The 23,195-nt window shown below is 65.3% G+C and carries 21 protein-coding genes; 6 read left to right on the top strand and 15 right to left on the bottom strand.

Translation table 11 applies throughout. The features are described 5' to 3' along the window. Positions 1-27 precede the first annotated feature (27 nt). The 4 genes from PKE71_RS11115 to gspG all read right to left on the bottom strand — a co-directional run bounded on the left by PKE71_RS11115 (position 28) and on the right by gspG (position 2,624). The gene (locus tag PKE71_RS11115) at positions 28-711 is read right to left on the bottom strand and encodes a PulJ/GspJ family protein (RefSeq protein WP_271187043.1); all 684 of its coding nucleotides are present in this window, start codon (positions 709-711) and stop codon (positions 28-30) included. Beyond that, positions 686-1,630 carry a sulfotransferase family protein gene (locus tag PKE71_RS11110; RefSeq protein ID WP_271187042.1) on the bottom strand — a complete coding sequence of 315 codons (945 nt, stop codon included), beginning with the start codon at positions 1,628-1,630 and terminating at the stop codon, positions 686-688. The genes PKE71_RS11115 and PKE71_RS11110 overlap by 26 nt, the downstream gene beginning before the upstream one ends. A gap of 133 nt (positions 1,631-1,763) precedes the next feature. Beyond that, positions 1,764-2,156 (bottom strand): prepilin-type N-terminal cleavage/methylation domain-containing protein, encoded by a 393-nt coding sequence (locus tag PKE71_RS11105; RefSeq protein WP_271187041.1) that lies wholly within the window; start codon positions 2,154-2,156, stop codon positions 1,764-1,766. Positions 2,157-2,168: 12 nt separating this feature from the next. Further along, a complete protein-coding gene (gene gspG / locus PKE71_RS11100) occupies positions 2,169-2,624 on the bottom strand; it encodes a type II secretion system major pseudopilin GspG (RefSeq protein ID WP_271187040.1) in 456 nt (151 codons plus the stop codon). A 68-nt stretch (positions 2,625-2,692) separates the two neighbouring features. On the opposite strand from gspG, the gene PKE71_RS11095 reads away from it, so the two are divergent. Further along, entirely contained in the window at positions 2,693-3,409 is a 717-nt protein-coding gene (locus PKE71_RS11095; RefSeq protein WP_271187039.1) for a class I SAM-dependent methyltransferase, read from the top strand. A gap of 9 nt (positions 3,410-3,418) precedes the next feature. Here the strand turns inward: PKE71_RS11095 and PKE71_RS11090 are convergent, their stop codons facing one another. The 6 genes from PKE71_RS11090 to PKE71_RS11065 all read right to left on the bottom strand — a co-directional run bounded on the left by PKE71_RS11090 (position 3,419) and on the right by PKE71_RS11065 (position 10,493). Then, on the bottom strand, positions 3,419-4,618 hold the full coding sequence (locus PKE71_RS11090) for a type II secretion system F family protein (RefSeq protein ID WP_271187038.1): 1,200 nt from the start codon (positions 4,616-4,618) through the stop codon (positions 3,419-3,421). 21 nt (positions 4,619-4,639) lie between these two features. Continuing rightward, a complete protein-coding gene (locus PKE71_RS11085; RefSeq protein ID WP_271187037.1) occupies positions 4,640-5,332 on the bottom strand; it encodes a class I SAM-dependent methyltransferase in 693 nt (230 codons plus the stop codon). After that, positions 5,329-6,258: a glycosyltransferase family 2 protein gene (locus PKE71_RS11080; RefSeq protein WP_271187036.1), complete on the bottom strand. Its 930-nt coding sequence runs from the start codon at positions 6,256-6,258 to the stop codon at positions 5,329-5,331. Before PKE71_RS11080 ends, PKE71_RS11085 begins: the two co-directional genes overlap by 4 nt. Next, positions 6,248-6,976: a sulfotransferase gene (locus PKE71_RS11075; RefSeq protein ID WP_271187035.1), complete on the bottom strand. Its 729-nt coding sequence runs from the start codon at positions 6,974-6,976 to the stop codon at positions 6,248-6,250. The genes PKE71_RS11080 and PKE71_RS11075 overlap by 11 nt, the downstream gene beginning before the upstream one ends. Continuing rightward, positions 6,969-8,903: a GspE/PulE family protein gene (locus tag PKE71_RS11070; protein WP_271187034.1), complete on the bottom strand. Its 1,935-nt coding sequence runs from the start codon at positions 8,901-8,903 to the stop codon at positions 6,969-6,971. Before PKE71_RS11070 ends, PKE71_RS11075 begins: the two co-directional genes overlap by 8 nt. Before the next feature lie 195 nt (positions 8,904-9,098). Then, a complete protein-coding gene (locus PKE71_RS11065) occupies positions 9,099-10,493 on the bottom strand; it encodes a hypothetical protein (RefSeq protein WP_271187033.1) in 1,395 nt (464 codons plus the stop codon). 440 nt (positions 10,494-10,933) lie between these two features. On the opposite strand from PKE71_RS11065, the gene PKE71_RS11060 reads away from it, so the two are divergent. Genes PKE71_RS11060 through rfbD form a run of 4 tightly spaced genes read left to right on the top strand, consistent with a single transcriptional unit; the run spans position 10,934 to position 15,691 of the window. Next, positions 10,934-13,162 (top strand): tetratricopeptide repeat-containing sulfotransferase family protein, encoded by a 2,229-nt coding sequence (locus tag PKE71_RS11060; protein WP_271187032.1) that lies wholly within the window; start codon positions 10,934-10,936, stop codon positions 13,160-13,162. A gap of 23 nt (positions 13,163-13,185) precedes the next feature. Beyond that, the gene (gene rfbC / locus PKE71_RS11055) at positions 13,186-13,767 is read left to right on the top strand and encodes a dTDP-4-dehydrorhamnose 3,5-epimerase (protein ID WP_271187031.1); all 582 of its coding nucleotides are present in this window, start codon (positions 13,186-13,188) and stop codon (positions 13,765-13,767) included. Then, positions 13,764-14,816 carry a dTDP-glucose 4,6-dehydratase gene (rfbB, locus tag PKE71_RS11050; protein ID WP_271187030.1) on the top strand — a complete coding sequence of 351 codons (1,053 nt, stop codon included), beginning with the start codon at positions 13,764-13,766 and terminating at the stop codon, positions 14,814-14,816. Before rfbC ends, rfbB begins: the two co-directional genes overlap by 4 nt. Continuing rightward, positions 14,813-15,691, top strand: coding sequence for a dTDP-4-dehydrorhamnose reductase (gene rfbD / locus PKE71_RS11045; RefSeq protein WP_271187029.1), 879 nt, complete (start codon positions 14,813-14,815; stop codon positions 15,689-15,691). Before rfbB ends, rfbD begins: the two co-directional genes overlap by 4 nt. On the opposite strand, the gene PKE71_RS11040 is transcribed toward rfbD, so the two are convergent. From PKE71_RS11040 to glmM, 3 genes are all read right to left on the bottom strand, one after another. After that, a complete protein-coding gene (locus PKE71_RS11040; protein ID WP_271187028.1) occupies positions 15,688-17,208 on the bottom strand; it encodes a phosphomannomutase/phosphoglucomutase in 1,521 nt (506 codons plus the stop codon). The two genes, rfbD and PKE71_RS11040, sit on opposite strands and share 4 nt — an antisense overlap. 29 nt (positions 17,209-17,237) lie before the next feature. Continuing rightward, a complete protein-coding gene (locus PKE71_RS11035; RefSeq protein WP_271187027.1) occupies positions 17,238-18,548 on the bottom strand; it encodes a UDP-glucose dehydrogenase family protein in 1,311 nt (436 codons plus the stop codon). 91 nt (positions 18,549-18,639) lie between these two features. After that, on the bottom strand, positions 18,640-19,986 hold the full coding sequence (gene glmM, locus PKE71_RS11030; protein WP_271187026.1) for a phosphoglucosamine mutase: 1,347 nt from the start codon (positions 19,984-19,986) through the stop codon (positions 18,640-18,642). Between the two features lie 139 nt (positions 19,987-20,125). Between glmM and galU the strand changes: the two genes are divergently transcribed. Next, the gene (gene galU, locus PKE71_RS11025; protein ID WP_271187025.1) at positions 20,126-20,986 is read left to right on the top strand and encodes a UTP--glucose-1-phosphate uridylyltransferase GalU; all 861 of its coding nucleotides are present in this window, start codon (positions 20,126-20,128) and stop codon (positions 20,984-20,986) included. A 111-nt stretch (positions 20,987-21,097) separates the two neighbouring features. On the opposite strand, the gene PKE71_RS11020 is transcribed toward galU, so the two are convergent. Next, entirely contained in the window at positions 21,098-22,072 is a 975-nt protein-coding gene (locus PKE71_RS11020) for an NAD-dependent epimerase/dehydratase family protein (RefSeq protein WP_271187024.1), read from the bottom strand. Positions 22,073-22,160: 88 nt separating this feature from the next. Then, positions 22,161-23,129 carry a KpsF/GutQ family sugar-phosphate isomerase gene (locus PKE71_RS11015; protein WP_271187023.1) on the bottom strand — a complete coding sequence of 323 codons (969 nt, stop codon included), beginning with the start codon at positions 23,127-23,129 and terminating at the stop codon, positions 22,161-22,163. Positions 23,130-23,195: the final 66 nt, after the last annotated feature.

Raw genomic sequence — 23,195 nt, 5'->3', positions numbered from 1 at the left:
GGGCTGTCGTGTAACCGCAGCGTATCGTCATTGTGTGACGTCGATATAGTCGGTGACCCGGGGACGAGGCCTCTGAGTCTGCGACATTGCCAGCAAAAGATCGACTTCGGGTTCGCTGCCCGGGCCTGAAACCCGCAGAACCCGGGGCAAGGGCCTGAAATAGGGACGCTCGCCCTGTCTCATCCACGCAAAACCCTCTTCCGGCGGCCAGTCGGGACTCCAGCGCGCCTGAGCGCCGGCAGCGGCACCAGCAAGATAGCTCAGCTGCAGGCGCCCTTCGGCTAGGCGGACAATTTCGAACCGGTTTCCGGCCTCCTCGTAGTAGAGGACCGATCCGCGTCCCTCGTCCTCGACGCTCAGGGTGTAGTAAAGGGTGGCGTCCTGCTCGAAACCCAGACCGCGGGCCGTCAGACCGCTTGCCTGCAAGGGGGTTCCGGAAAACCGCCCCCGGGAGTCGGAGTAGGTCACGAGCGTTCCGGCCACGGCATGGCGCAGCGCGTTGACGTCCAGACGGTCATGCAGGGTCGAGCGGACATGGCGCTCGATGCGCAGTCCCGTCGCAGAGGCCGACCGGACGGTCTGAAGAACGAGGGCGGACACGATCGCGGTGATGGCCAGCATGACCAGGACTTCCATCAGGCTGTAGCCTGCGTCCCGGTTATTGCCACGCCCCCCCGTCAGCCGACTAACCCCCGATAAGCGTCCGATCATCCGCGAGACTCATGAACATGCTGTGCAGCTCTTCCCAGGCGGCCTCATCACCTCCCGGAAGCGGCCGCTGTGCAGCCTGGATCTCATCATAGAGTGCCCGCGCCTCCGCATAAAGCGGCTCGCCTTCAAGCTCGGGCAGAATCGTGTCGGCCTCGGCATGGGTGCGTGACGAATTCAGCCGGTCTGCCAGCGGCGCCATGCAATCGGTACAGTGCGGCTCTCCGAGAAAATCGGCTATATCGTCGAGAAGAGCCTGCGGTTCAGCTTCCAGGCGAGCGAAATCGACCAGTTTCACACGCGCCGAACCCAGAGCCCGCTCGGCCGCCCAGGCCGTACGCGTATGGTGCAGCCACACCGTCAGTGCTTCGGCAGCCGCTTCAACCGGCTCGGCACCGACGCGATCGAACTTGGCCAGCGAGGCCACGACGGCGTGCGGCGCGCGCAGATGGTGCAGGAAACGGGCACCCGGGAACATCGGCGCAAGGGCCCAGACGTAGAAGGTGTTCAGCGGCGTGCCATCGACCCAGTGCTGCTTGGTGTCCGTCTTCCGGCGCTTGATGAACAGCGCGTGCTTGTCGAGCTGGCTCGCCTTGGGGACACCCGACTGGCCATAAAGATCGAGACAACGGCGGCGGAAGGCATCCTGCACGACGGTATCGATGAACCGGCCATGATGCGCGAAGAAGTCCTCGACCGGGTAGTCGACATTGGACAGGTGCGAGCGCTTGCCGCGGTCCGACCCGGATTTGAAGGCCTGATAGGCACCGACGCACGACGCCGCAATCCAGGCCGTTTCCGGCATGGGCTGGATATTGGGATGCTGCCCCAGGGCCCACGTCATGACCGACGTGCCGGACCGGGGCGCACCGATGATGAAGATTGGCCGGACGGCGTCGGACGGTGAACCCTCGGAACCCATGGGCAGTGTATCCTCTTAAATGCAGACCGGCTTTCTAGGGGGATCGCCGGGCGCGCGCAATTGCAGCAATGAGAAAAGGACGCAACAGGTTCCGGGCGTCGTGCAGCAGCCGCAGGCTTGCGTCTGGCATGTCTCAGGCGATCCGCTGATCGAGCGAGCAAGTACGCCGGGCGAGCGAGAATACGTATTCGCGGCCGCGCGGTGTGGTCACCTGCAGCCGTCCGCCATTGCAGACGCCCGCGGGTGAAAACGTCACCGTCTCGTCGACGAGAATATACCAGCCGACCGGCAGGTCGGCCGCCAGCGCCGCCTCGGCCTCACCTGCGTCGATGACGCGGGCATCAATCTGGCTGGCGGCGCGCAGATCGGTGAGACCGATATCGATACTGCGCAGCACGCTTTGCACGCGCTGCTGCTCGATCATGCGGATGAGGGCCGGGGTGGAAACGGTCAGCGCAACCGCGACGATCGCCACCACCACCACGACTTCGAGCATGGTGTAGCCTGCGCGGAGATATCCGGGCATGGCCTGCCCCCGCTAGATGCCGATATCGGCGTCGAGACCGCTGCCGCCTTCGGCATTGTCAGCGCCCAGGCTGTACACCTGGCCACGGTCGGACTGGCCCTCGGCGGCGCGATAGCGATAGGGGTTGCCCCAGGGGTCGGTCGGAAGTTCCTCGTCCAGATACGGGCCCTGCCACATCGCCGAGACCGATGGGTTCGGCGTGCTCAGAAGGGCGAGGCCTTCTTCATTGGTCGGATACCGGCCGATATCGAGGCGCATGGAATCCAGCGCCGTCTCCAGCATGTCGATCTGGGTCTCCGCGGAGGTCACGCGAGCACGGTCGAGCTGGCCGAACAGGCGCGGCGCCACCAAGGTGGCAAGCACCGCGATGATCGCCACAGCGACCAGGATTTCCATCAGGGAGTAGCCGGGCCGGGCAACCGAAAACCGCTCGCCGACCGTTTTGAGGACAGCTTTAAGTCTGGACATCAACGCACATTCCGTTTTCAAACTCGGCCTTCAAGTCTAGCACGACCGTTTTTGACAAGCGAGATTCCATGCCACGTCACCTGTCGCCGGAAGAAGCCGAGGAGCTCAAGCCGGGCTCGGACAATTACCGCGCCTATGTCGGTCCGCCCCGCCGTTTCGGCCTGCTCACCCTGTCGCAGATGTCGCTGCTGGCAGCGCTGGGCCTGGAAGAATCCGATTATGTGCTCGACTTCGGCTGCGGCTCGCTGCGCCTGGGCCGCTCGCTCATCCCCTTCCTGCGCGAAGGCCGTTATTTCGGCGTCGATCCCAATCTCTGGCTGATCGATGACGGGTTCAAATACGAGACGGGCGAGGATCTCAAGACGCTCAAATCGCCGCAATTCTCCGGTTCCGACGCCTTCGATTGCACCGTGTTCGACCGCGAATTCGACTTCATCATGGCCCAGTCGATCATCACCCATGCCGGCGCCGACAATACCCGCAAGCTGATCGAGAGTGCCGGCCGTGCCATGAGGCGGGACGGCATACTGATGCTGTCCTATCTGAAGGGCGAGGCGGGGACGCCGCTGCCGGAAGAGCCCTGGACCTATCCGTTCAACGTGCCCTATCCAGAAAGCTGGCTGCAGCAGACATGCACGGATGCCGGCCTCATCTGGCACGAGCTGGACTGGCACCATGCCGGTGCGACCTGGGCTGCTGTCGTGCGTGACGAACGCCGGCTGCCGCTAGACGATCACAAGCTGGGCTATCGCGGTGTAGCCGCACCGCGCTGGCGGGCCGGATAGGCACCGCCGCTAGAGCGCGATGTCGTAGAGGCTGGTCATCGCCATCACCAGGCTGACGACGATCGCGCCGACCACCGAGGCAATGAACAGGACGGCCAGCGGCTCGGCCAGCGAGGTCAGCCGCTTGGCCCGGTCCTTGGTCTCGGTCTCGTACATCTCGGCGACAAAGAGCAGCATCTCGTCCAGCGAGGCGGCCGCCCGGCCGGTCTTCACCAGATTGATCGTCATCGAGTCAAAATCGGTATAGGCGCGCAGTGCGTCCTCGATCGGCTCGCCGGAGCGGATCGCCCGGCGCACTTCGGCCAGGGCCTGCTGCCAGCGCACCGACGTCAGCGACGCCTCCGCCAGCGCGAGCGCCTCCAGCAACGGCGCACCGCCTGACAGCGCCGTCCCGGAAATCCGCGCCCAACGCGCAATCTCGCTGGCCTTCAGGAAGGAGCCGATCACCGGCATGCGGAACAGGAACTCGCGCAACCCGGAGCGGAAGCCGGCATTCTGCGACAGCATGTAGCCGCCGCCGATCAGCCCGGCCAGGCCGATCCCTGCCTCGACCATGTGGGCGCGCAGCCAGACGCCGGTCTCGATCACCACGCGCGAGAAACCGGGCAGTTGCGAGCGGTCATCGCCCAGCAGCGTGGCGAAGCGCGGCACCACGAACAGGAAGATGAACAGCACGGCAACAACGCCCATCACCGCCAGGAAGGACGGATAGGCCAGCGCATTGCGCACCTCGGCCGCCGCGCGCAGATCCTGCTCCATCTGGCCGGCAATATCGTTCAGCGCACGCGGCAGATCGCCGGTCGCCTCGCCCAGCTCGACCAGGCGCGGCACATAGTCGGGAAAGCCGCGCAACGACTGTTTCATCGCCGCTGAAAGCCGCGTACCCGAGCGCAGGGCGCGGCGGATCTCGTCCGCCGTCTCGGCCAGTTCGCGGCAGGGCTCGTCGCCGCCGATCGTCTCGAAGGCCGACAGGAGCGGACTGCCCGCGCGCAGCAGCATGGCGAGCTGGCGCATGAAGCGGAACCGGTCCTGCGGCCGCGCCCTGTTGCGGTCGTAACGCCGGTCGGCCAGCCGTGCCTCGCGGATCTGGAAGGCGGAGATCGACTGGGCTTCGAGCTGGCGCAGCGCATCGACCTCATCGGCCGCCGAGATACGCCCCTCCACTTCCCCGCTGCCGGCTTTCAGTCCCTTGTAGATGAAGGTTGCCATGGACCGCTGCTCCTTGAGGACCTAGCGCCGCGTGAACAGGGCCATGCGCTGGTCGCGCGGATGGCCCCATTCGCCGATGATGGTGAGGTCCCAGCCCTCCGGTGTCGCTGCAGCCAGCGCATCGTGGCGGATATCGAACGGGTCACGGTCGTGCCAGGTTGCAATGCCACCCGGCTCGTGGATCACCGGATCGCCGTCCGGGCAGTCGTCGGGCCGGTGGAAATAGGTGATATAGACCCGCCCGCCCGGCACGAAGTGCGGCGCGATGGCGGCAAGACAATCGGTCAGCTGGCCCAGCGGCAAATGGGTAAAGACCGATTGGGCCAGGCCGAAATCGAAACGCACGCCGAAGGGCGAGACGTCCCAGTCCGCCGTCGCGTGCAAATGATTGGGCGGCAGTTTCGAACCGAGGCCCGCGGGCAGGATCTCGCGTTCATAGCCGGCATCGAGAAGGTCGCGGCTGATATCGATACCGTAATAGCGGCCGGCATCGAGATAGCGGGTCAGCGGCACGCCGGCCCGCAGCGATCCGCAGCCGATATCGACCAGCCGGTGATGCGGCTGCAGTCCCTGCGCCACGAGAAAATCATGCTGCAGCGCGCCCAGCTCGTCCCACATGCCGCCGATCACATCGCGATGCTCGCCGACCTCGACGCGCCGGCGCACGAGATCGAGATTGTGGTATTTCGTGATGAAGTCGGTCTCGCGGGTCATTCCGGCCGCTCTCCCCCGGCGAAAGTCTGCACGTCGGCCACGGCGGACGGGCCCAGATCCCCGAACAGCAATGGCGCACGCTGGGGCACAGCATAGTCCATTTGCCGGATCTGTCGGTACTGGTCCGCATAGATGTCCCAGGTGGTGCGCCCGTCCGGCGCGGCCGGTTTCCCGACACCCTTCGCAGTCGTCACCCCGCCATGATGCTGGTGGAACGTCCCCTCGCCGACCAGCAGGACGTAGAGGGCGTCGGGATGCTCGACGGCGCGGCGGAAGAAGTCGTGATTGACGATGCCGCCGCCGGGAATGTCGAACCGCTCGTCATAGCCGCCGATCGCCTTGTAGAAGGCTTTCGAGACGATGATCGCATTGCTCTCGGCAATCGGGGCCAGCCAGCCCTTGCGCGCCGACAGGCCCAGACAGCCGATCTCGAACAGGCGATGCCCGTCCTGCGGCCAGCTGATAGAGTCGAGCAGCGCGTCCTCGGTGGCCGCGTCATAACCCTGCTTCACCGCCTCCTGCTGCACGATATGGCCAAGGTGATAGCCCATCGTCGCGATCACGGGACAATCCGACAGGCGCGCCGCCAGCATCGCCTTGCGCAGGATGCCGGGTGTGGCGATGCGGGCGCCGTCGATCACCGGGCAGACCCATTTGCCGCGTGCCCTGGCGACGCCGAGATTGAGCGCATACGCTGGCGATCCCGGCGCATTCTCGATATTGAAATAGCGCACATTGGCCGGCCATCCGGCGCGTACGGCCTCGGGAACAGGCCGGCTGGACCCGTTTTCCATCACCAGGATCTCGATATCGCCCGGCGCCATCTCCTGCTGATAGGGCGCAAGGAAGGACTGCACCGTGCGCGGCACTTCGCGCGGCATGTCGTAGGCGACGATGATGACGGAGATGCGCGGCCTAGACAGCATGGCGCTCGAGCTCCTGCCAGATGTCCTCCACCCCGGCCGGCACCGGGCGCGACGCCGCCTGGTGCTTCAGCGCCCGGTCGAAGAACTGACCGGCGGCCCCGGGACGGGGCAGGCCCAGATCGCGGGCAATCGCCGTGACTTTCTCCACATAGAGACCGCCATCGATATCATAGCGCACGATCGGGAAGTCATGCTGCCGCCGCAGCGCGCAAAGCGCGCGGTTATAGGCCGCCCACAGGTCCAGTGCGGCGTCGGGGTCCATCGGCTGGCCCCAGGCCTTGGCCCGGGTGCACAGCGAGGAAACCACGGCGTCGGGATGGCGGTAGGTGCCGACGAAACGCGGACTGAAGCGTGCGAACCAGCCCTCGATCAGCAGAAGCGAGCGCGGATCCTTGCCGCCCCAGGGCGTGTGCGCAGCCGCCGTAGCCGTGGCATCGGAGAGGGCTGCCAGGTCGGCTTCGGTCCAGGTGACAGGCGAGGCAGGCGGCCGGTCCCAGGCGGCGCCATGGCGTTCCAGCAGGGCATCGTGCAGCTGCATGACGGCGAGGTTCTCGCGATTGCCGCGCTGATTGTGCGGCGCCTGGGTATTCACCTCGCCCAGATGGAGGCCGGCCGCTTCCAGGCAGCCCGCCAGGCAGGACGTGCCGGAGCGGTGCATGCCGACGACCAGCACGGGGCGGTCATCGCGGATGCCGTGCCTGCCGCCCGTCTCAGGCATGGGCGGCCGAGGCCTGGCCGAGCACGCGCAGCACCTCCTCGGTGGAGGTATAGCCTTGCGCCGCCTTGACCAGCGCGTCCTCATACATGGTCAGGAAACCGTCCTGGCGTGCCGCGGCGATGAGATCGCTTTCCGGCCGCGACTCGTTGATCGCCTGGCGCACGGCATTGGTGAAACGGGCGACCTCGAACACGGCGACCCGGCCGGAATAGCCGGTGCCGGAGCAGTGCGCGCAGCCGCGCGCTTCGCGCCAGTGCGGCTGTTTGACGCTGTCCGGCAGGTCGGCGCCGGCACGGCGCGCCTCGTCCAGCCGCGCCTCGCCGTGGGCGATCGCGGCCGCACCGGCGGGCACGCTGCAATGGCCGCACAGGCGGCGCACCAGGCGCTGGCCCATGAGGCCGCGCAGCGAGGCGGACACCAGAAACGGTTCGACGCCCAGATCGACAAGACGTTCCACCGCCGACAGGGCGGTATTGGTGTGCAGGGTGGAGAAGACCAGGTGGCCGGTCAGCGCGGCCTGCACGGCGATGCCGGCGGTCTCGCCGTCGCGGATCTCGCCGATCATGATCACGTCCGGGTCCTGGCGCAGGATGGCGCGCAGGCCGCGGGCAAAGGTGTAGCCGATATCGGCGCGTGCCTGGACCTGGGTGATCCCGTCCATGTCGTATTCGACCGGGTCCTCGATCGTGATGATCTTGCGCTGGCCGTCATTGACGCCTTCCAGCCCCCGGTAGAGCGTGGTCGACTTGCCCGAGCCGGTCGGGCCCGTCACCAGGATGACGCCATTGCGTTCTTCCAGCAGCGCCTGGAAGGCCTCCATCGAGCGGCCTTCCAGGCCCAGCCCCTCGAGGCTGGGCAGGCTCTGCTGCTTGCGCAGGAGACGCAGCACGATGCTCTCGCCCCAGGCACCCGGCAGGCTGGACACCCGCAGATCGATGTCCTGGCCGGCAAAGCGCACCGACTGGCGGCCGTCCTGCGGCAGGCGGCGCTCGGCGATATCCATGCCGGACAGGAGCTTCACCCGCGAGGCCACCGCATCGAAACGGCTGCGCGGCAGCGTATTGACCGTGCGCAGCACGCCATCGATGCGGAAGCGGATCTGGACATGGTTTTCGAAAGGCTCGATGTGGATGTCCGACGCGCCCTGGCGCAACGCATCCTCGAACATGCCGTTGACCAGATCGATGACCGGGGCCTCCTCGGCCATCTCGCGCAGGCGGTGAAGATCGTCGGCATCGTCGGCGCTGGCGACACGTCCGGACGAGCGGAGCGAGGCGAGCGCACCGTCGAGCAGGCGGGCCGGACCCAGCCACATAGTAGCCGGTCCGCGCCAGACCCGTTCGAGTGCCTCAAGGACCGGCGGATGCAAGGGGGCGCGGGCGAAAACGTTCAGCAGCGGCGGTTCGGCTTCAGGCTGAAACTGCTCGGCGGCATAGGGGTCGGCGCTGCCCGACAGCATGTTGTCAGCACCAGCTTCCCCCTTCTCCCCGGGGAGAAGGTGTCCCGAAGGGACGGATGAGGGGGTATGCCGGCTGTCCCGGCCCGTTGAACGCAGAGAGGTGTCTTCCCCCTCTCCCCGGCCCTCTCCCGAGGGAGAGGGAGCGTTTTCAGCTGCTTGCTCATCCCTGGCTTCGAACCAGAGCACGGTGTCGTGCTGCAGCAGCCAGTCTGCTGCCAGACCGAGCCGGTCCGCAGCGGCGCGGTAGGACGTCGGCTCTTCCGGCAGTATCGCCATGTCGAGAACCGGGAAATCGAGCTGGCGCGACAGCGCAGCCAGAAGCACGTCTTCGGAGAGTGCACCCACGCGCAACAGGGCCTGACCGAACAGGCCACCGACCTTTGCCTGGAAGCGCGCCGCGGCCTCGACATCCTCTGCCGTGACATGGCTGTCCTCAAGCAGGATCTCGCCGATACGCCGATTGTCCATGAACGTCCTGCCCTTGTTGCCGGCTACGCCCTCGCCTCAGGGCGGCGAGCCTAGACGAGAACGTTGCAAAGAAACAGTGTTCCGCTTCAGCAGGACCGGCAGGTCTGTCCGGGCAACGGCCGCAGCCGCCGGCATCCGGACAAAAAGAAAGGGCGGCCGAAGCCGCCCTTTCCCGATTCTCGAAACCGAGACGGATTAGCCGTCCAGGTCCTGGTCGACCGTACCGACCGTCATTTCGGTCAGCGAGCCGTCCGGAGCCGTCACGAAGCGGCGGAAGGTCAGGTTGTCTTCCGTCTGCTCGATCGTGATGCGCAGGTCGGCGCGGCCCGGATCATCAGCCAGCAGCGTGGTGATGGTGCCGGACGTCATGACCATTTCACCGTTCGCGGAGAGCGGCGAACCGGTTTCCACGATGCCCGGATCGACGAAGGTGCCGTCCGAAGCCGTCAGCACTTCAACGAAGACGCGAGCGTCGGCGCTGGAGATGTTGCTGATGCGGAACACGTTGGTGGAGTTGTTCGCGGCAGCGATAGCAGCCGAAGCGAACCACGGAACCACAACAGTCGTGCCTTCGCGAACGACGGAGTCGAGCGTGCCGTTGAAGGCCGACTCGTCAATGAAGCCCGCAACCAGGTCGACAGACACGGAGAGCGTGTAGTCGGACGGGTTGATGACGTCGCCGTCTTCGTTCAGCTCGATGTTGGTCGGGCCGAAACCGGCAGAAGCCAGAAGGCCAGACAGGTCAGCGGTCGACTCGTCTTCAGCAACATTGTTCGTGCCGATCACGGTAGCGACGTCGACGCCAGCCGTGAAGGCCGACACATCGCCGGACAGGGTCGCGGTGATGGCGTTGATGTCGGTGTTACAATCGACAGCCGTGCCGTTCAGGTCGATGTCGATCGCCGTGTTACAATCCAGCTCGAGCGTACCGATGATGCCGTTGCCGCCTGCACCGTCGAAAGAGGTGTAGATCGGGTTGGCATCCAGGTCGGCGATCGAGTCGGTGCCGGACGCCAGGATGTTGACGTCATAGGCGTCGTCCAGGGACACGAAGCCGAGCGTCGCCGTGCCGCCGTCAACCGGGGTGGAGCCGGAGTCGGTGACCATGTTGGTGGAGATGCCCAGATCGCCAGCACCGGTCAGATCGATCGGCAGAGAGAAGCCGAAGTCGTCGCCGGTAAGGAAACCAGCAGCGGAGCCGTCACAACCGTCGATGCCGGAGACGAGGAAAACCACCGAGGACGAACCAGCCGCGCCGCCCGTCGACACGGAAGCGCCGGAAGCGCAGGCCGCGTCGATGTTGGCAACGGTCACAGCCTGGTCGAACGTGCCGTTCGTCAGGGTGACGGTCAGCAGAACGTCGTCCGTCGTGAACGTACCGGCGGTTTGCTGGTCGATGTAGAACTCGAAGTCGCCGTTGTGGGCGCCGGCTGCAAAGTCCAGCTCGGCAGCGAGCGAGACAGCGGCCTCAACTTCGAAGCCCGAGGTGGACGTCGAAGCAACGCCGGTGTTCGCGGCGACCAGGTCGTAGGCGCTCGCCGAGCCGGCGAGCAGAGCAGCCGTAGCGGCACCTACAAGAAGCTTAGTCATTTTCATTTCTGGGTTCCCCCATCTACAAATTTCTAGCCATGGCTGTTCAGCGCCTATGGCTGCCAGGAATTGCGGACACGAATGAGGCTAGAAACGCAGTCCCAAACGCACCCGCGGAGACGCCCCCTCAGTCACTAGAGCGCCGAACAAGGTGGAGTTAAGTCAGTCGGCAAGCGCAGGTCAAGCCAAAAAGTGGGGCTCGGCACGCCGCCCGCACGGGGATGACGCCCCAAAAGCGCCACATTGTCACCTTCCTGCAACGGTTTGACCGATAATGGTGAAATGCAGCTGTTAAACATGCCGCGTGGTTAATTGCCGCAGAGCCGTGGCGCACAGCCACATCCGGCAGGAGAGACGCGAAACGCTTTCCTGCAGCCGGGCATGTTTGACGCCTCCCCGGGGGATGGGTATCGAACCTGTGTTCCAGCGGAGTCTACGCAATGGTGTTCGAAATTCCCGGCAAGGCCCAAAAAGCGTCTCAGGCTGCCTTCCTCAAGCAGACCTCGCCCGACGAGGAGGCTGTCGGCCACATCAGGGCCGGGCTTCAACATCTCAGCGGCAACAATCTGAAAGGCGCCATCTCGTCCTTCCGCACCGCACTCGCCCTCTCGCCACGCAACGCGTTTGCGCTGCATAATCTCGGCGTCGCATTGCTGCACACCAATAACCCGCAGGCCGTCAAGGCCTCGGCGATATTGTTCCAGACGGCGATCCTCTTCCAGCCGAAGAATGAGCAGTTCCGGATCAGCCGCATCACGGCGCTTCACCGGCTGGGCCGAAAGGGCGAGGCTCACCGGGCCGTGCTGGACGGCATCCAGCTGCTGGGGGCAACACCCAAGCTGAATGACGCGCTGACCCGTTTCAAGCGCGAGAAAATCGAACCGGCCCGTGCGGTTGCGCCACTCAAATCCGTACCCAGAGACCGGATGCAACAGCTCGACACGCTGGCCGCCGCACACAATTCGCAGGAACTTGAGCAGCGCGCGAACCTGCTGACACAGCAGGCCCCCGCCGTCCCTCGCCCCTGGCTGCATCTCTACAATGTCATGATGTCACAGTCGCGTCTGCACGAAGCCGAAGCGTGCATGCATCACATCATGGCGCTGGAGCCCGGCTCGGTCGACATGGTGACAACCCAGGCCAACACCTATCGTGCAATGGGCGAGACCGACGCTGCGCTCTATGCGGTACGTGCCGGGTTGCGCCGCCTTGGGCCCGATGCCCGCCTCTACCGTCGCGGTGCCGAGATGGCCGTTCTTGGCGGCGCATATGCGGACGCCATCCAGTTCGGCCGGGACGGCGTCAAGGCCTTCCCCGACGATCCCGGTGTCTACACCGGTCTGGGCGGCGCCCTGTCGGCCAGCCGGCGTGACGACGAGGCTCGCGAGGCCTTCATGAAGGCGATCGAACTGGCGCCAGACAGCGAGCATCCCTATCAGGCCGCCCTGTCATTCTTCGACACGCTCAACGATTCCGACGCGATGGAGAGCCTCGTTGCCGAAGCGGAAGCACGCGGCGTGTCCCTGGCCGAGCGGCGCAGTGCCCACGTGATTGCGCGACTGGAAACGCGCCGGAACCGGCACCAGGACGCCTATGACCGTCTTATCCCGCATTACGATCCGAAGGCCTCGGACAACATCAACCGCCACATCGCCATGACCCTCGGCCGGGTCTGCGACAAGCTCGGCCGCCATGACGAGGCCTTCCACGCCTTCACACACGGCAACCGCCTGGCAGCTGATTTCGAGCGCGGCCGCGGCGTCGTTCGCGCCGAAGACTATACCCACCGCCTCGATATCTGCAGCGAGTGGCTGGACCGGGTATCCGCGGACGATTCCATCCATGCCCGCTCCTGGGACGAACCCGCCGATGCCCCGGTGATGGGCTTCATTGTCGGCTTCCCGCGGTCCGGCACGACCCTGCTCGACACAATCCTGCGCTCGCATCCCGATGTCGAAGTGTTCGAGGAAAAGCCGCTTCTGGCCCACGTATTCCCCGAACAGGCCCGCCGCAACGGCCTGCCCTCACAGACCAACCGCCGGGACGTGGCTGCAAGTTTCTTCGGCTCTGAACGGGCGATGCTTCGCGACATCTATTTCAGGCAGATGGAATCCCTGTCCGAATACGCGCCCGGCGAGAAGCGGGTGAATATCGACAAGCTCCCGCTCAATCTCGCCTATGCCAACCACCTGAAATACATGTTCCCGAACGGCAAATTCATCTTCGCCCAGCGCGATCCGCTGGATTCGGTCCTGTCCTGCTTCATGCAGGACTTCGATCTGAACCCGCCCATGATGCATTTCACGGACATCGTCATGGCGGCCCGGCTCTATGATCGTGTCATGAGGCTGTGGTTCAGGGCCGTGGACATTCTGGGCATCGACCCGGTCGTCGTGCAGTACGAACGCCTGATCGAGGATCATGAAAGCCAGGTCCGCCCTGTGCTCGACCGTCTCGGCATTCCGTGGGACGAGCGCGTCACGAACTATATCGAGACCGCCCGCAGCCGGGGCCGGATCAACACGCCGAGTGCGACACAGGTCATACAGCCGCTCTATACCACGTCCCGGGCGCGCTGGCGCCGGTATCGCGAACATCTCGAGCCGATCATCCCGATCCTGCAGCCCTGGCGCGAGAAGCTGGGCTATGGACCGATCGATGCCGACTGACACCCTCCAATCACCGGAACACCATGCAGATCGAACGCTTCGCCATTGACGGCCCGCTCCTGTTCACCCCGCCCCGCTTCGGCGACGACCGGGGCTGGTTCTGCGAGCACTGGAATGCGCGGCGGCTGGCCGACGAGGCCGGGCTGGATGTGCGCTTCGTGCAGGACAACCTCTCCTTCACCGCCCGGCCCGGCACGCTGCGCGGCCTGCACTACCAGGCCCCGCCGATGGCGCAGGGCAAGCTGGTCTCGGTGATCACCGGCGCGGTGACCGATATCATCGTCGATATCCGCGAAGGCTCGGCCACATACGGACAGCACCTTGCCGTGGAACTCTCGCGCGAGACCGGGGTTCAGCTGTGGGTGCCGCCGGGCTTCCTGCACGGTTTCGTCACCCGCACGCCGGATGTGCACATGCTCTACAAGGTGACCGGATACTATTCGGCCGAACACGACGGTTCGATCGCCTGGGACGACCCGGATCTGGGCATCGACTGGGGCGTGCAAGACCCGGTGCTGTCTGGTAAGGACGCGCAGGCACCGCGCCTGGCCGAGCATCAGGCCCGCAATGGCCGTATTTTCCCGCAGGGATGGGAGCAGACATGAGCAAACGCGTACTCGTCACCGGCGGCGCCGGTTTCATCGGATCGGCCCTGTGCCTGCGCCTGGTGGATCAGGGCTGGACGGTCACCAATCTGGACGTGCTGACCTATGCCGCCGCGCCGGCCTCGCTGGCCGCGCTGGACGGGCACGAGCGCTATACGCTGGTGAAGGCCGATATCCGCGACGCCGGGGCCGTGAAGGCGGCTTTCGAGACGGCGCGCCCGGATGCCGTGATGCACCTGGCGGCGGAAAGCCATGTCGACCGTTCGATCACCGGCGCCGGCATTTTCGTCGACACGAATGTGATGGGCACGTTCACCCTGCTGGAAGCCGCCCGCGCCTGGCGCGACAGCCTGCCGGCGGACAAGGCCGGGGCCTTCCGCTTCCTGCATGTCTCGACCGACGAGGTGTTCGGCTCGCTCGGCGCCGAGGGCCTGTTCTGCGAGACGACCGCCTATGATCCGTCCTCGCCCTATTCGGCGTCCAAGGCCGCGTCCGACCATCTCGCCCGCGCCTGGGGCCGCACCTACGGGCTGAACATCCTGGTGTCGAACTGCTCGAACAATTACGGGCCGCGGCAATTCCCGGAAAAGCTGATCCCGCTGATGATCCTCAATGCGCTCGCCGGCAAGGACCTGCCGGTCTATGGCGACGGATCGAATGTGCGCGACTGGCTGTTCGTCGACGATCACGCCCGCGCCCTGATCGACATTGTCGAGCGTGGCCGCGCCGGCGAGACCTATTGCATCGGCGGCAATGCCGAACGCACCAATCTGGATGTGGTGCAGGCGATCTGCGACATCGTCGACGACCGCCGCCCCGGCGGGGTCTCGCGCCGCGAACTGATCCGCTTCGTCACCGACCGCCCGGGCCATGACGCCCGCTACGCCATCGACAGTTCCAGACTGCAGGACGAGCTGGGCTGGTCGCCCTCGCTCGATTTCGAGACCGGGCTGGCACAGACCGTCGACTGGTATCTGGACCACGAGGCCTGGTGGCGGCCGATCCAGGAGGGCGTCTACCGCCAGGAACGCCTCGGCCTGCCGGCATGACACAGGCGTCGCGCCCTGTCCTGGTGATCGGCGCCAGCGGCCAGCTGGCCCGCGCCCTGGCCGGGGCCGGCGGCGGCGATGTCGTGACAGCGGGGCGCGACCGGTTCGACGCCCTGACCGGCGATGCCGGCGCCCTGTTCGACGATGTCGCGCCGCGTGCCGTGATCAATGCCTCGGCCTGGACCGATGTGAACGGTGCGGAAACCGCGCGCGACGGCGCCATGGCGCTCAACTGCGAGGCCGTTGCCCGCCTGGGCGCCGCCGCAGCCGAACGCGAACTGCCCTTCTTCCACATCTCCACCGACTATGTCTTCGACGGCAAGGCGCCCGCCCCGCTCGACGAGACGGCAACCACCCGGCCGCTCAACGTCTATGGCGAGAGCAAGCTGGCCGGCGAACGCGCGCTGGCCGAGGCCCATCCCGACGCGGTGACGCTGCGGGTCGCCTGGCTGTTCGACGCAGAAGGCGGATCCTTCCTGAAGGCGATTCTCGGCCGGCTCGAACAGGGCCAGCCGGTGAAGATCGTCGCCGACCAGTATTCCGCCCCCACCTGGGCCGGCGATCTGGCGCGCGATCTTCTGAAACTGTCGCACGCGCACCCGTCAGCGCATGAGGGTACGGCCGGCGTGTTCCATTATTGCGGCGGACGTCACGTCAACTGGGCCGACTTCGCCCGCGCCGCCGCCGCCCTGGCCGGTGACCGCCTGCCGGCCCCCGCGGATATCACGGAAATCGCCTCCAGCGACTGGCCGCAACCGGCCGAGCGCCCGCTCGACACAAGGCTCGACGCCTCGCGTCTCCAGCGCGTCTGGCATGTCGGCCCGGGTGACTGGCACGCCGGACTGCACGCCGTGATCGACGCGCGCTACAGCTAGAGCGTCTGGTCGAAGGCGCCGACTTCGGGGAATTGCGCCAGCACGCCTTCGATCCCGGCGAAGATCGCCGCCACATCCTCTTTCGAGTTCGGGCTTTCGATCACCACCACCAGGTTCGGCGTGTTCGACGAGGCGCGCACCAGGCCCCAGGCACCATCGGCCAGCGAGAAGCGCACGCCATTGACGGTGTTGATATCGGCAATCGCGCGGCCGGCCACCTGTTCGCCCGCGGCCTTCTTGTCCTCGAAGACCTTCACGATGCGTGCGACGACATCGTATTTCTTCTCGTCATCGCAGGCCGGCGACATGGTCGGCGAGCCATAGCTGACGGGCAGGGCCCGGCGCAGATCGGCCATCGACCGGTCCGGATTGCGGTCGAGCATCTGCAGCACGGCGCGCGCCGCGACCAGGCCGTCGTCATACCCGCGGCCGATCGGCGGCTGCAGGAAGAAGTGTCCGGACTTCTCGAACCCGGCCAGTGCGCCGAGCTCCTTAGAGCGGCGCTTGATGTAGGAGTGGCCGGTCTTGAAGTAATCGGTCTTGCAGCCGTGTTCCTTGAGCACCGGATCGATGGTGAAGAGGCCCGTCGATTTCACATCGACCACAAAGGTCGAGCCGGGATGCAGCGGCGCCAGGTCGCGCGCCAGCATCAGGCCGATCTTGTCGGCGAAGATCTCCTCGCCCTCATTGTCGATCACGCCGCAGCGATCGCCGTCGCCATCGAAACCCAGCCCGACATCGGCGCCATGTTCCAGCACCGCATCGCGCATGGCGTGCAGCATCTTCATGTCTTCCGGGTTGGGATTGTAGCGCGGGAAGGTGTGGTCGAGCTCGCAGTCCATCTCGATTACCTCGGCACCCATCGCGCGCAGGGCCTGCGGCGCGAAAGCGCCGGCCGTGCCATTGCCGCAGGCGGCAACAACCTTGACCGGACGGCTCAGCGAGACGCCTTCGGCAACATCGGCCAGATAGCGTTCGGCAACACCCGCCTGGCGGACATAACCGCCTCCGGCGCGCGTCTTCGCATCGCCATTGAGCACGATTTCCTTCAGCCGGCTCATCTCGTCCGGACCGAAGGTGAGCGGTCGCTGGGCGCCCATCTTCACACCGGTCCAGCCGTTGGAATTATGGCTCGCCGTGACCATTGCGACGCACGGAATGTCCAGATCGAACTGGGCGAAATAGGCCACCGGCGACAGGGCGAGGCCGATATCGTGCACCTCGACCCCGGCCGCCATCAGGCCGACTTCCAGCGCCTGTTTCACGCTCAGCGAGTAGGAGCGGAAATCATGGCCGACAACGATCTTCGGCGTGACACCGAGTTCGTGGATCAGCGTGCCCAGCCCCATCCCCAGCGTCTGGACGCCATAGAGATTTAGATCGGGTGCCTGGTCGGAACCGGGATGGCCGAACCACCAGCGCGCATCGTATTCGCGAAAGCCCGTCGGCTTGATCAGGGCTTCATTCTCGAACGCCCAGCTATTGGGCGTCAGCGCGGCGTGCGGCTTGGCGGTCATGATATCTCCCCGGAACAGGTTTTAAGCGGCTAGCCGTGCGGCCGGCCCACGCTTGTATATTCGAATCCCGCATTCCCGGCCTGGTCATGCGTGTAGATATTGCGCAGATCGACCAGGACCGGCGCCTTCATGGTCGCCTTCAGGCGCGGCAGGTCCAGTGCGCGGAACTCGTTCCATTCGGTGATGATGACCAGCGCATCGGCACCCTCGGCGCAGAAATAGGGGCCGGAAACGAACTCGACATTTGACAGGAGTTTTTCCGCCTCGACCGTGCCGGCCGGATCGAAGGCGCGGATCGTCGCGCCGGCTTTCTGCAGGGCCGGGATGATTTCCAGGCTCGGCGCCTCGCGCATATCGTCGGTATTGGGCTTGAAGGTCACGCCGAGCACGGCGATCGTCTTGCCCTTCACATCGCCGCCGCAGGCCGCGATCACCTTGTCGGCCATCGCCCGCTTGCGCGCATCATTGACCTCGACCACCGTCTCGATCAGGCGCAGCGGCGAACCGGCATCCTGGGCCGTGCGCGTCAGGGCCAGCGTGTCCTTGGGGAAGCACGACCCGCCATAGCCCGGGCCGGCATGCAGGAACTTGCCGCCGATCCGGTTGTCCAGCCCCACGCCCTTGGCGACTTCCTGGACATTCGCTCCGACATGTTCGCACAGGTCCGCGATCTCGTTGATGAAGGTGATCTTCATCGCCAAAAAGGCGTTGGCGGCATACTTGATCAGTTCCGAGGTACGCCGAGCCGTGAACACGATCGGCGTCTCGTTGAGGAAGAGCGGGCGGTACAGCTCGCGCATCAGCGTGCGGGCGCGATCGTCATTGGTGCCGACGACAACGCGGTCCGGTCGCTTGAAATCGTCGATCGCCGCGCCTTCGCGCAGGAATTCCGGATTGGAGACGACGGCGAAATCGGCATCCGGACGGGTTTCGCGGATGATCCGTTCGACCTCATCGCCCGTGCCCACCGGCACCGTCGACTTCGTGACCACGACCGTATAGCCGTCCATCACCTCGGCCACTTCCTTGGCGGCCGCATAGACATAGCTGAGATCGGCATAACCATCGCCGCGGCGCGACGGTGTGCCCACCGCAATGAAAACCGCATCGGCCGTGCGCACGGCGTCGGTGAGATCCTGGGTGAAGCTCAGGCGGCCTTCGCGCACATTGCGCTCGACCAGAAGGTCCAGGCCCGGCTCGTAGATCGGGATCCCGCCGGACTTGAGCATCTCGACCTTGGACGCATCCTTGTCGACACACACGACCTCATGTCCGAAGTCGGCGAAACAGGCCCCCGACACCAGTCCGACATAGCCCGTTCCGATCATCGCCACGCGCATGCGCCACTCCTATTCTGGTCGGCCCCGGTATCGCCGAGCCTATGCGGCGGCGCAAGGCCGAAGGCCGACGAGGTACAGCATTTTCTGCCCGTCAGCTCACGGCGTCCTCGATCGCGGCGCGAATATCGCCAACGACCAGCTGGATCTTGGCTTCATCGCCCTCGGCCATGACCCGGATCACCGGCTCGGTACCGGAGGCGCGCACCAGGACGCGGCCATCATTGCCCAGACGCTTTTCGCCCGCCTCGATCGCCTTCTTGACCGCCTCTGTCTCCAGTGGAGCAACGCCCTTCTTGATGCGGACATTCTCGAGCAGCTGCGGCGCAGGATCGAAGACCTTGAGGAGCTCGCTTGCGCGCTTCTTGCTCTCGTTGAGCACACGCAGGACCTGCAATGCCGCGATCAGGCCGTCGCCTGTCGGCGCATGGTCGGGCATCACGATATGGCCGGAGGCTTCGCCGCCCAGATTGATACCGGTTTGCTTCATGCGCTCGGTGACATAGCGGTCACCGACCTTGGTGCGCTCCAGCGAAAGCCCGATTCCGGACAGGTATTGTTCCAGACCCAGATTGGACATCACCGTGGCGACGATCGCGTTCTGACTCAGCTCGCCCTGTTCTTTCCAGTGACGCGCCAGAAGGCCGAGGATCTGGTCGCCGTCGATCACGCGCCCTTTCTCGTCACACAGGATCAGCCGGTCGCCATCGCCATCCAGCGCAATACCCAGATCGGCCCGGTATTTCACGACTTCCTTGGACAGGCGAGCCGGCGCCGTCGAGCCGCATTCCTCGTTCACATTGAAACCGTTCGGTTCGACCCCGATGGGAATGATGTCAGCACCCAGCTCCCACAGCACATCCGGCGCCACCTTGTAGGCGGCCCCATTGGCGCAATCGAGCACCAGGCGGAGACCGGACAGGCGCTGGGCGCGCGGGAAGGTCGATTTGACGATCTCGATATAGCGCGCCTGTGCGTCGTCGATCCGCTTGGCCCGGCCCAGATCGGCCGGCTTGGCCAGATCGTCGGTCAGGCTTCCGTCCATGCGCTTTTCGATCTTCAGCTCGGCCTTGTCGTCCAGCTTGTTGCCGTCCGGGCCGAACAGCTTGATGCCATTGTCATGATAGGGGTTGTGCGAGGCCGTGATCATCACCCCGAGATCGGCCCGCAGCGAGCGGGTCATCAGCGCCACGGCCGGTGTCGGCAGCGGGCCGAACAGGAAGACATCCATGCCGACCGAGGTGAAACCGGCGACCAGCGCCGACTCGATCATATAGCCGGACAGGCGGGTATCCTTGCCGATCACCACCGAATGGCGCCCTGAGTGGCGCACGAAATGCTTGCCCGCTGCCATGCCCAGGCGCAGAGCCGTTTCCGCCGTCATCGGGAATGTGTTCGTCAGACCGCGGACGCCGTCCGTGCCGAAATACTTCTTGCCCATCAGGCCGCCCTCTTTGTTCCCGGTCTCATATATATAAACTTGTGCCTTACGCGAAGTGAATCGGTGCGCTGGACGGTCCCGCTTCCATGGGCTAGGCGTTGGAACTCGCTCAGGGTTCTGACAGCGTTCGGGGGAAGACATGTCGCCAATTCGCAAAGCCGTTCTGCCCGTGGCCGGGCTGGGAACGCGGGTCCTGCCGGCGACCAAATCCATCCCCAAGGAAATGCTGCCCGTCTTCGACCGGCCGGCGATCCAGTATGTGGTCGACGAAGCCCGCGCCGCCGGAATCGAGCATTTCGTCTTCGTGACAGGCCGGAACAAGTCGGCCATCGAGGATTATTTCGACAGCGCCTACGAGCTCGAGGACACGCTGCGCGAAAAGAACAAGACCACCATCCTGCAGGAACTCGAACGCATCCGGCCGGCGCCGGGCTCGATGAGCTTCGTGCGCCAGCAGGCCCCGCTGGGCCTGGGCCACGCTATCGCCTGCGCCCGCGACATCATCGGGCAGGAGCCGTTTGCGATCCTGTTGCCCGACATGCTGGTCAAGTCCGCCAGGAGCTGCCTGGCGCAGATGGTCGACGCCTATGACAGGGTTGGCGGCAATGTGATCGCCGTCGAGCCCTGCGAAGACCCGTCCGCCTATGGCGTCATCGATCCGGTCGACCGGTCCGGTCCGCTGATGAAGATGAAGGGCATGGTCGAGAAACCGCCGCGCGAGAGCGCGCCGTCGAACCTCTTCATCACCGGCCGCTATATCCTGCAGCCGGAAATCTTCCCGCTGCTGGAAGACCAGGCCGCCGGGGCCGGCGGCGAGATCCAGCTGACCGATGCCATGGTGCGCCTGATGGACAGCCAGGACTTCCACGCCCTGGAATATGACGGCACGTCCTATGACTGCGGCAGCAAGCTGGGCTATTTCCGCGCCAATCTCGCCTACGCCACATCCGATCCGGAGCATGGCGAAGCCGCCCGCGCCATGCTGAAGGATTTCGGCTAAAGCGTGACCAGGTAAAGTGGGAACCGGTTCACCGGTTCGATCACGCGACCGCTCAGGATTCCGGAGCAGGGGCGATTCCGCAGGAAACGATCCTGTTCTGGGCTCCTCGGCTCAGACCGTCCCCTCGCGCCACTTCCGGTACCAGTCCGCAAAACGCGGCAAACCGTCCTCCAGACGGGTCGTCGCCTTGTAGCCATAATCGGCTTCCAGCTTTGTGGTATCGGCAAAGGTACGGGTGACATCGCCGGGCTGCATGGGCAGCATGATCTTCTCGGCCGTCAGCCCCAGCGCGCGCTCCAGAGTCTCGATCATGTCCATCAGCCGCACCGGCGACGAACCGCCGATATTGTAGACCGCATGACGGCCACGCGCGGGAGCGTCGGCCAGGATACGGCAGAGCGGCTCGACGATATCGTCGATATAGGTGAAGTCCCGCTCCATATCGCCATTGTTGAAGACCTTGATCGCACGGCCCGACAGCATGGCATCGGCGAACAGCCAGTAGGCCATGTCCGGCCGTCCCCAGGGACCGTAGACCGTGAAGAAGCGCAGCCCCGTTGCCGGAATGCCGTAGAGTGAGCTGTAGGATGCGCTCATCAGCTCGTCGGCGCGCTTGGTGGCGGCGTAGAGCGAGGCCGGCGTTTCCGATGCATCGGCTTCAGCGAAGGGAACTCTTGCCGTTTCGCCATAGACCGAGCTGGAGGATGCATAGACGAGATGGCTCAGATCGTCGCCCAGCCGCCGCGCCGCCTCCAGGATTGCCAGATGGCCGAGCAGGTTGGAGCGGGCATAGGCGAAGGGGTTTTCCAGTGAATAACGCACCCCGGCCTGGGCCGCGAGATGCAGGATGCGATCGGGACGCTCACGCTCGACCAGTGCCATCAGGGCGGCATCGTCGGCAAGGTCGAGCCGCTCGAAGCGGAAACCCTCATGCCGTTCAAGGCGCGCAAGACGCGCCTGTTTCAGGACCGGGTCGTAGTAGGCGTTCAGATTGTCGATACCGACAACCTGCTCACCCGCCGCCAGCAAGGCCGCGCTGGCATGATATCCAATGAAGCCGGCCGCGCCGGTCACCAGGATCGTCAATGAACCTCTCCCCTGCCTGTCAGTCGACTGTGCTAGCGCAATTCGCGAGTGGAAACAGTCCTGTTCTCGCCCCGGGGCCGGCTGCGTATCAGCTCAGGCCGACACGCAGCAGGTCGTGCAGGTGCAGGATGCCGACCGGCTTGTGGGCATCGTCGACAATGAAGAGCTGGGTGATTTTCAGCGACCCCGCGGTCATTTCCCGCAAGGCGTCGGCGGCCAGCGCCTCGCTGCGTCCGGTTTTCGGATTGCGCGTCATCACATCATGCGCCGGGCGGTTGACCAGGTCATTGCCCATGTGACGGCGCAGATCGCCATCGGTGATGATGCCGGCGAGGCGGCCCGTATCGTCCAGCAGGCCGACACAGCCGAAACTCTTTGCCGTCATCTCGATCAGCACTTCGCTCATCGGTGCCACCTGGGATGCCAGCGGCACGGCATCGCCGGCATGCATGACATCGGCGACCGATGCGAGCGCCGCGCCCAGCGCGCCGCCGGGATGGAAGGTGCGGAAGTCGGCAGCCGTGAAGCCGCGCGTTTCGAGCAAGGCAACGGCCAGGGCATCGCCCAGCGCCATCATCAGCGTCGTCGAGGTGGTCGGCGCCCGGGTCTCGCCACACGCTTCCGGCGCATCGGGAACCGCCAGCAGATAATCCGCCGCCCGGCCCAGCGTGCTGTCGGCCTTTGTGGTCATGGCGACCAGCGGCACACCGAAGCGGCGGCAATAGGCGATCAGATCGCCCAATTCCTTCGTCTCGCCCGATTTCGACAGCGCCAGCACGGCGTCCTGCTCGCCGATCATGCCGAGATCGCCATGGCTCGCCTCGGTGGGGTGGACGTAGTAGGCGGGCGTGCCGGTCGAGGCCATCGTCGCGGCGATCTTGCGCGCCACATGGCCGGACTTGCCCACCCCGGCGCAGATAACCCGCCCCTTCATCTCGGCGATCCGGTTTACCGTCGCGACAAAGGTCTCGCCGATCGATCCGGCCAGCAGGTCCAGCCCGTCCCGCTCGGTTTCAATGACACGGCGGGCCGATGCGGCGGGGTCGAACTCGGGCATGGGATTTCCTCGGGCGAGCGCTGGGCGGACAGGTCAGGTGCGCTCCCATACCAGAACCGCGCACGT

The sequence above is a fragment of the Maricaulis virginensis genome (genome assembly GCF_027922185.1).
GTDB classification, from domain to species: Bacteria; Pseudomonadota; Alphaproteobacteria; order Caulobacterales; family Maricaulaceae; genus Maricaulis; species Maricaulis virginensis.
This window is presented reverse-complemented; position numbering and strand designations above follow the sequence as displayed.

Bases quoted from the DNA above. Each gene is read 5' to 3' on its own strand.
- PKE71_RS11115 (WP_271187043.1), bottom strand. From the start codon at position 711: ATGATCGGACGCTTATCGGGGGTTAGTCGGCTGACGGGGGGGCGTGGC.
- PKE71_RS11110 (WP_271187042.1), bottom strand. From the start codon at position 1,630: ATGGGTTCCGAGGGTTCACCGTCCGACGCCGTCCGGCCAATCTTCATC.
- PKE71_RS11105 (WP_271187041.1), bottom strand. From the start codon at position 2,156: ATGCCCGGATATCTCCGCGCAGGCTACACCATGCTCGAAGTCGTGGTG.
- gspG (WP_271187040.1), bottom strand. From the start codon at position 2,624: ATGTCCAGACTTAAAGCTGTCCTCAAAACGGTCGGCGAGCGGTTTTCG.
- PKE71_RS11095 (WP_271187039.1), top strand. From the start codon at position 2,693: ATGCCACGTCACCTGTCGCCGGAAGAAGCCGAGGAGCTCAAGCCGGGC.
- PKE71_RS11090 (WP_271187038.1), bottom strand. From the start codon at position 4,618: ATGGCAACCTTCATCTACAAGGGACTGAAAGCCGGCAGCGGGGAAGTG.
- PKE71_RS11085 (WP_271187037.1), bottom strand. From the start codon at position 5,332: ATGACCCGCGAGACCGACTTCATCACGAAATACCACAATCTCGATCTC.
- PKE71_RS11080 (WP_271187036.1), bottom strand. From the start codon at position 6,258: ATGCTGTCTAGGCCGCGCATCTCCGTCATCATCGTCGCCTACGACATG.
- PKE71_RS11075 (WP_271187035.1), bottom strand. From the start codon at position 6,976: ATGCCTGAGACGGGCGGCAGGCACGGCATCCGCGATGACCGCCCCGTG.
- PKE71_RS11070 (WP_271187034.1), bottom strand. From the start codon at position 8,903: ATGGACAATCGGCGTATCGGCGAGATCCTGCTTGAGGACAGCCATGTC.
- PKE71_RS11065 (WP_271187033.1), bottom strand. From the start codon at position 10,493: ATGACTAAGCTTCTTGTAGGTGCCGCTACGGCTGCTCTGCTCGCCGGC.
- PKE71_RS11060 (WP_271187032.1), top strand. From the start codon at position 10,934: ATGGTGTTCGAAATTCCCGGCAAGGCCCAAAAAGCGTCTCAGGCTGCC.
- rfbC (WP_271187031.1), top strand. From the start codon at position 13,186: ATGCAGATCGAACGCTTCGCCATTGACGGCCCGCTCCTGTTCACCCCG.
- rfbB (WP_271187030.1), top strand. From the start codon at position 13,764: ATGAGCAAACGCGTACTCGTCACCGGCGGCGCCGGTTTCATCGGATCG.
- rfbD (WP_271187029.1), top strand. From the start codon at position 14,813: ATGACACAGGCGTCGCGCCCTGTCCTGGTGATCGGCGCCAGCGGCCAG.
- PKE71_RS11040 (WP_271187028.1), bottom strand. From the start codon at position 17,208: ATGACCGCCAAGCCGCACGCCGCGCTGACGCCCAATAGCTGGGCGTTC.
- PKE71_RS11035 (WP_271187027.1), bottom strand. From the start codon at position 18,548: ATGCGCGTGGCGATGATCGGAACGGGCTATGTCGGACTGGTGTCGGGG.
- glmM (WP_271187026.1), bottom strand. From the start codon at position 19,986: ATGGGCAAGAAGTATTTCGGCACGGACGGCGTCCGCGGTCTGACGAAC.
- galU (WP_271187025.1), top strand. From the start codon at position 20,126: ATGTCGCCAATTCGCAAAGCCGTTCTGCCCGTGGCCGGGCTGGGAACG.
- PKE71_RS11015 (WP_271187023.1), bottom strand. From the start codon at position 23,129: ATGCCCGAGTTCGACCCCGCCGCATCGGCCCGCCGTGTCATTGAAACC.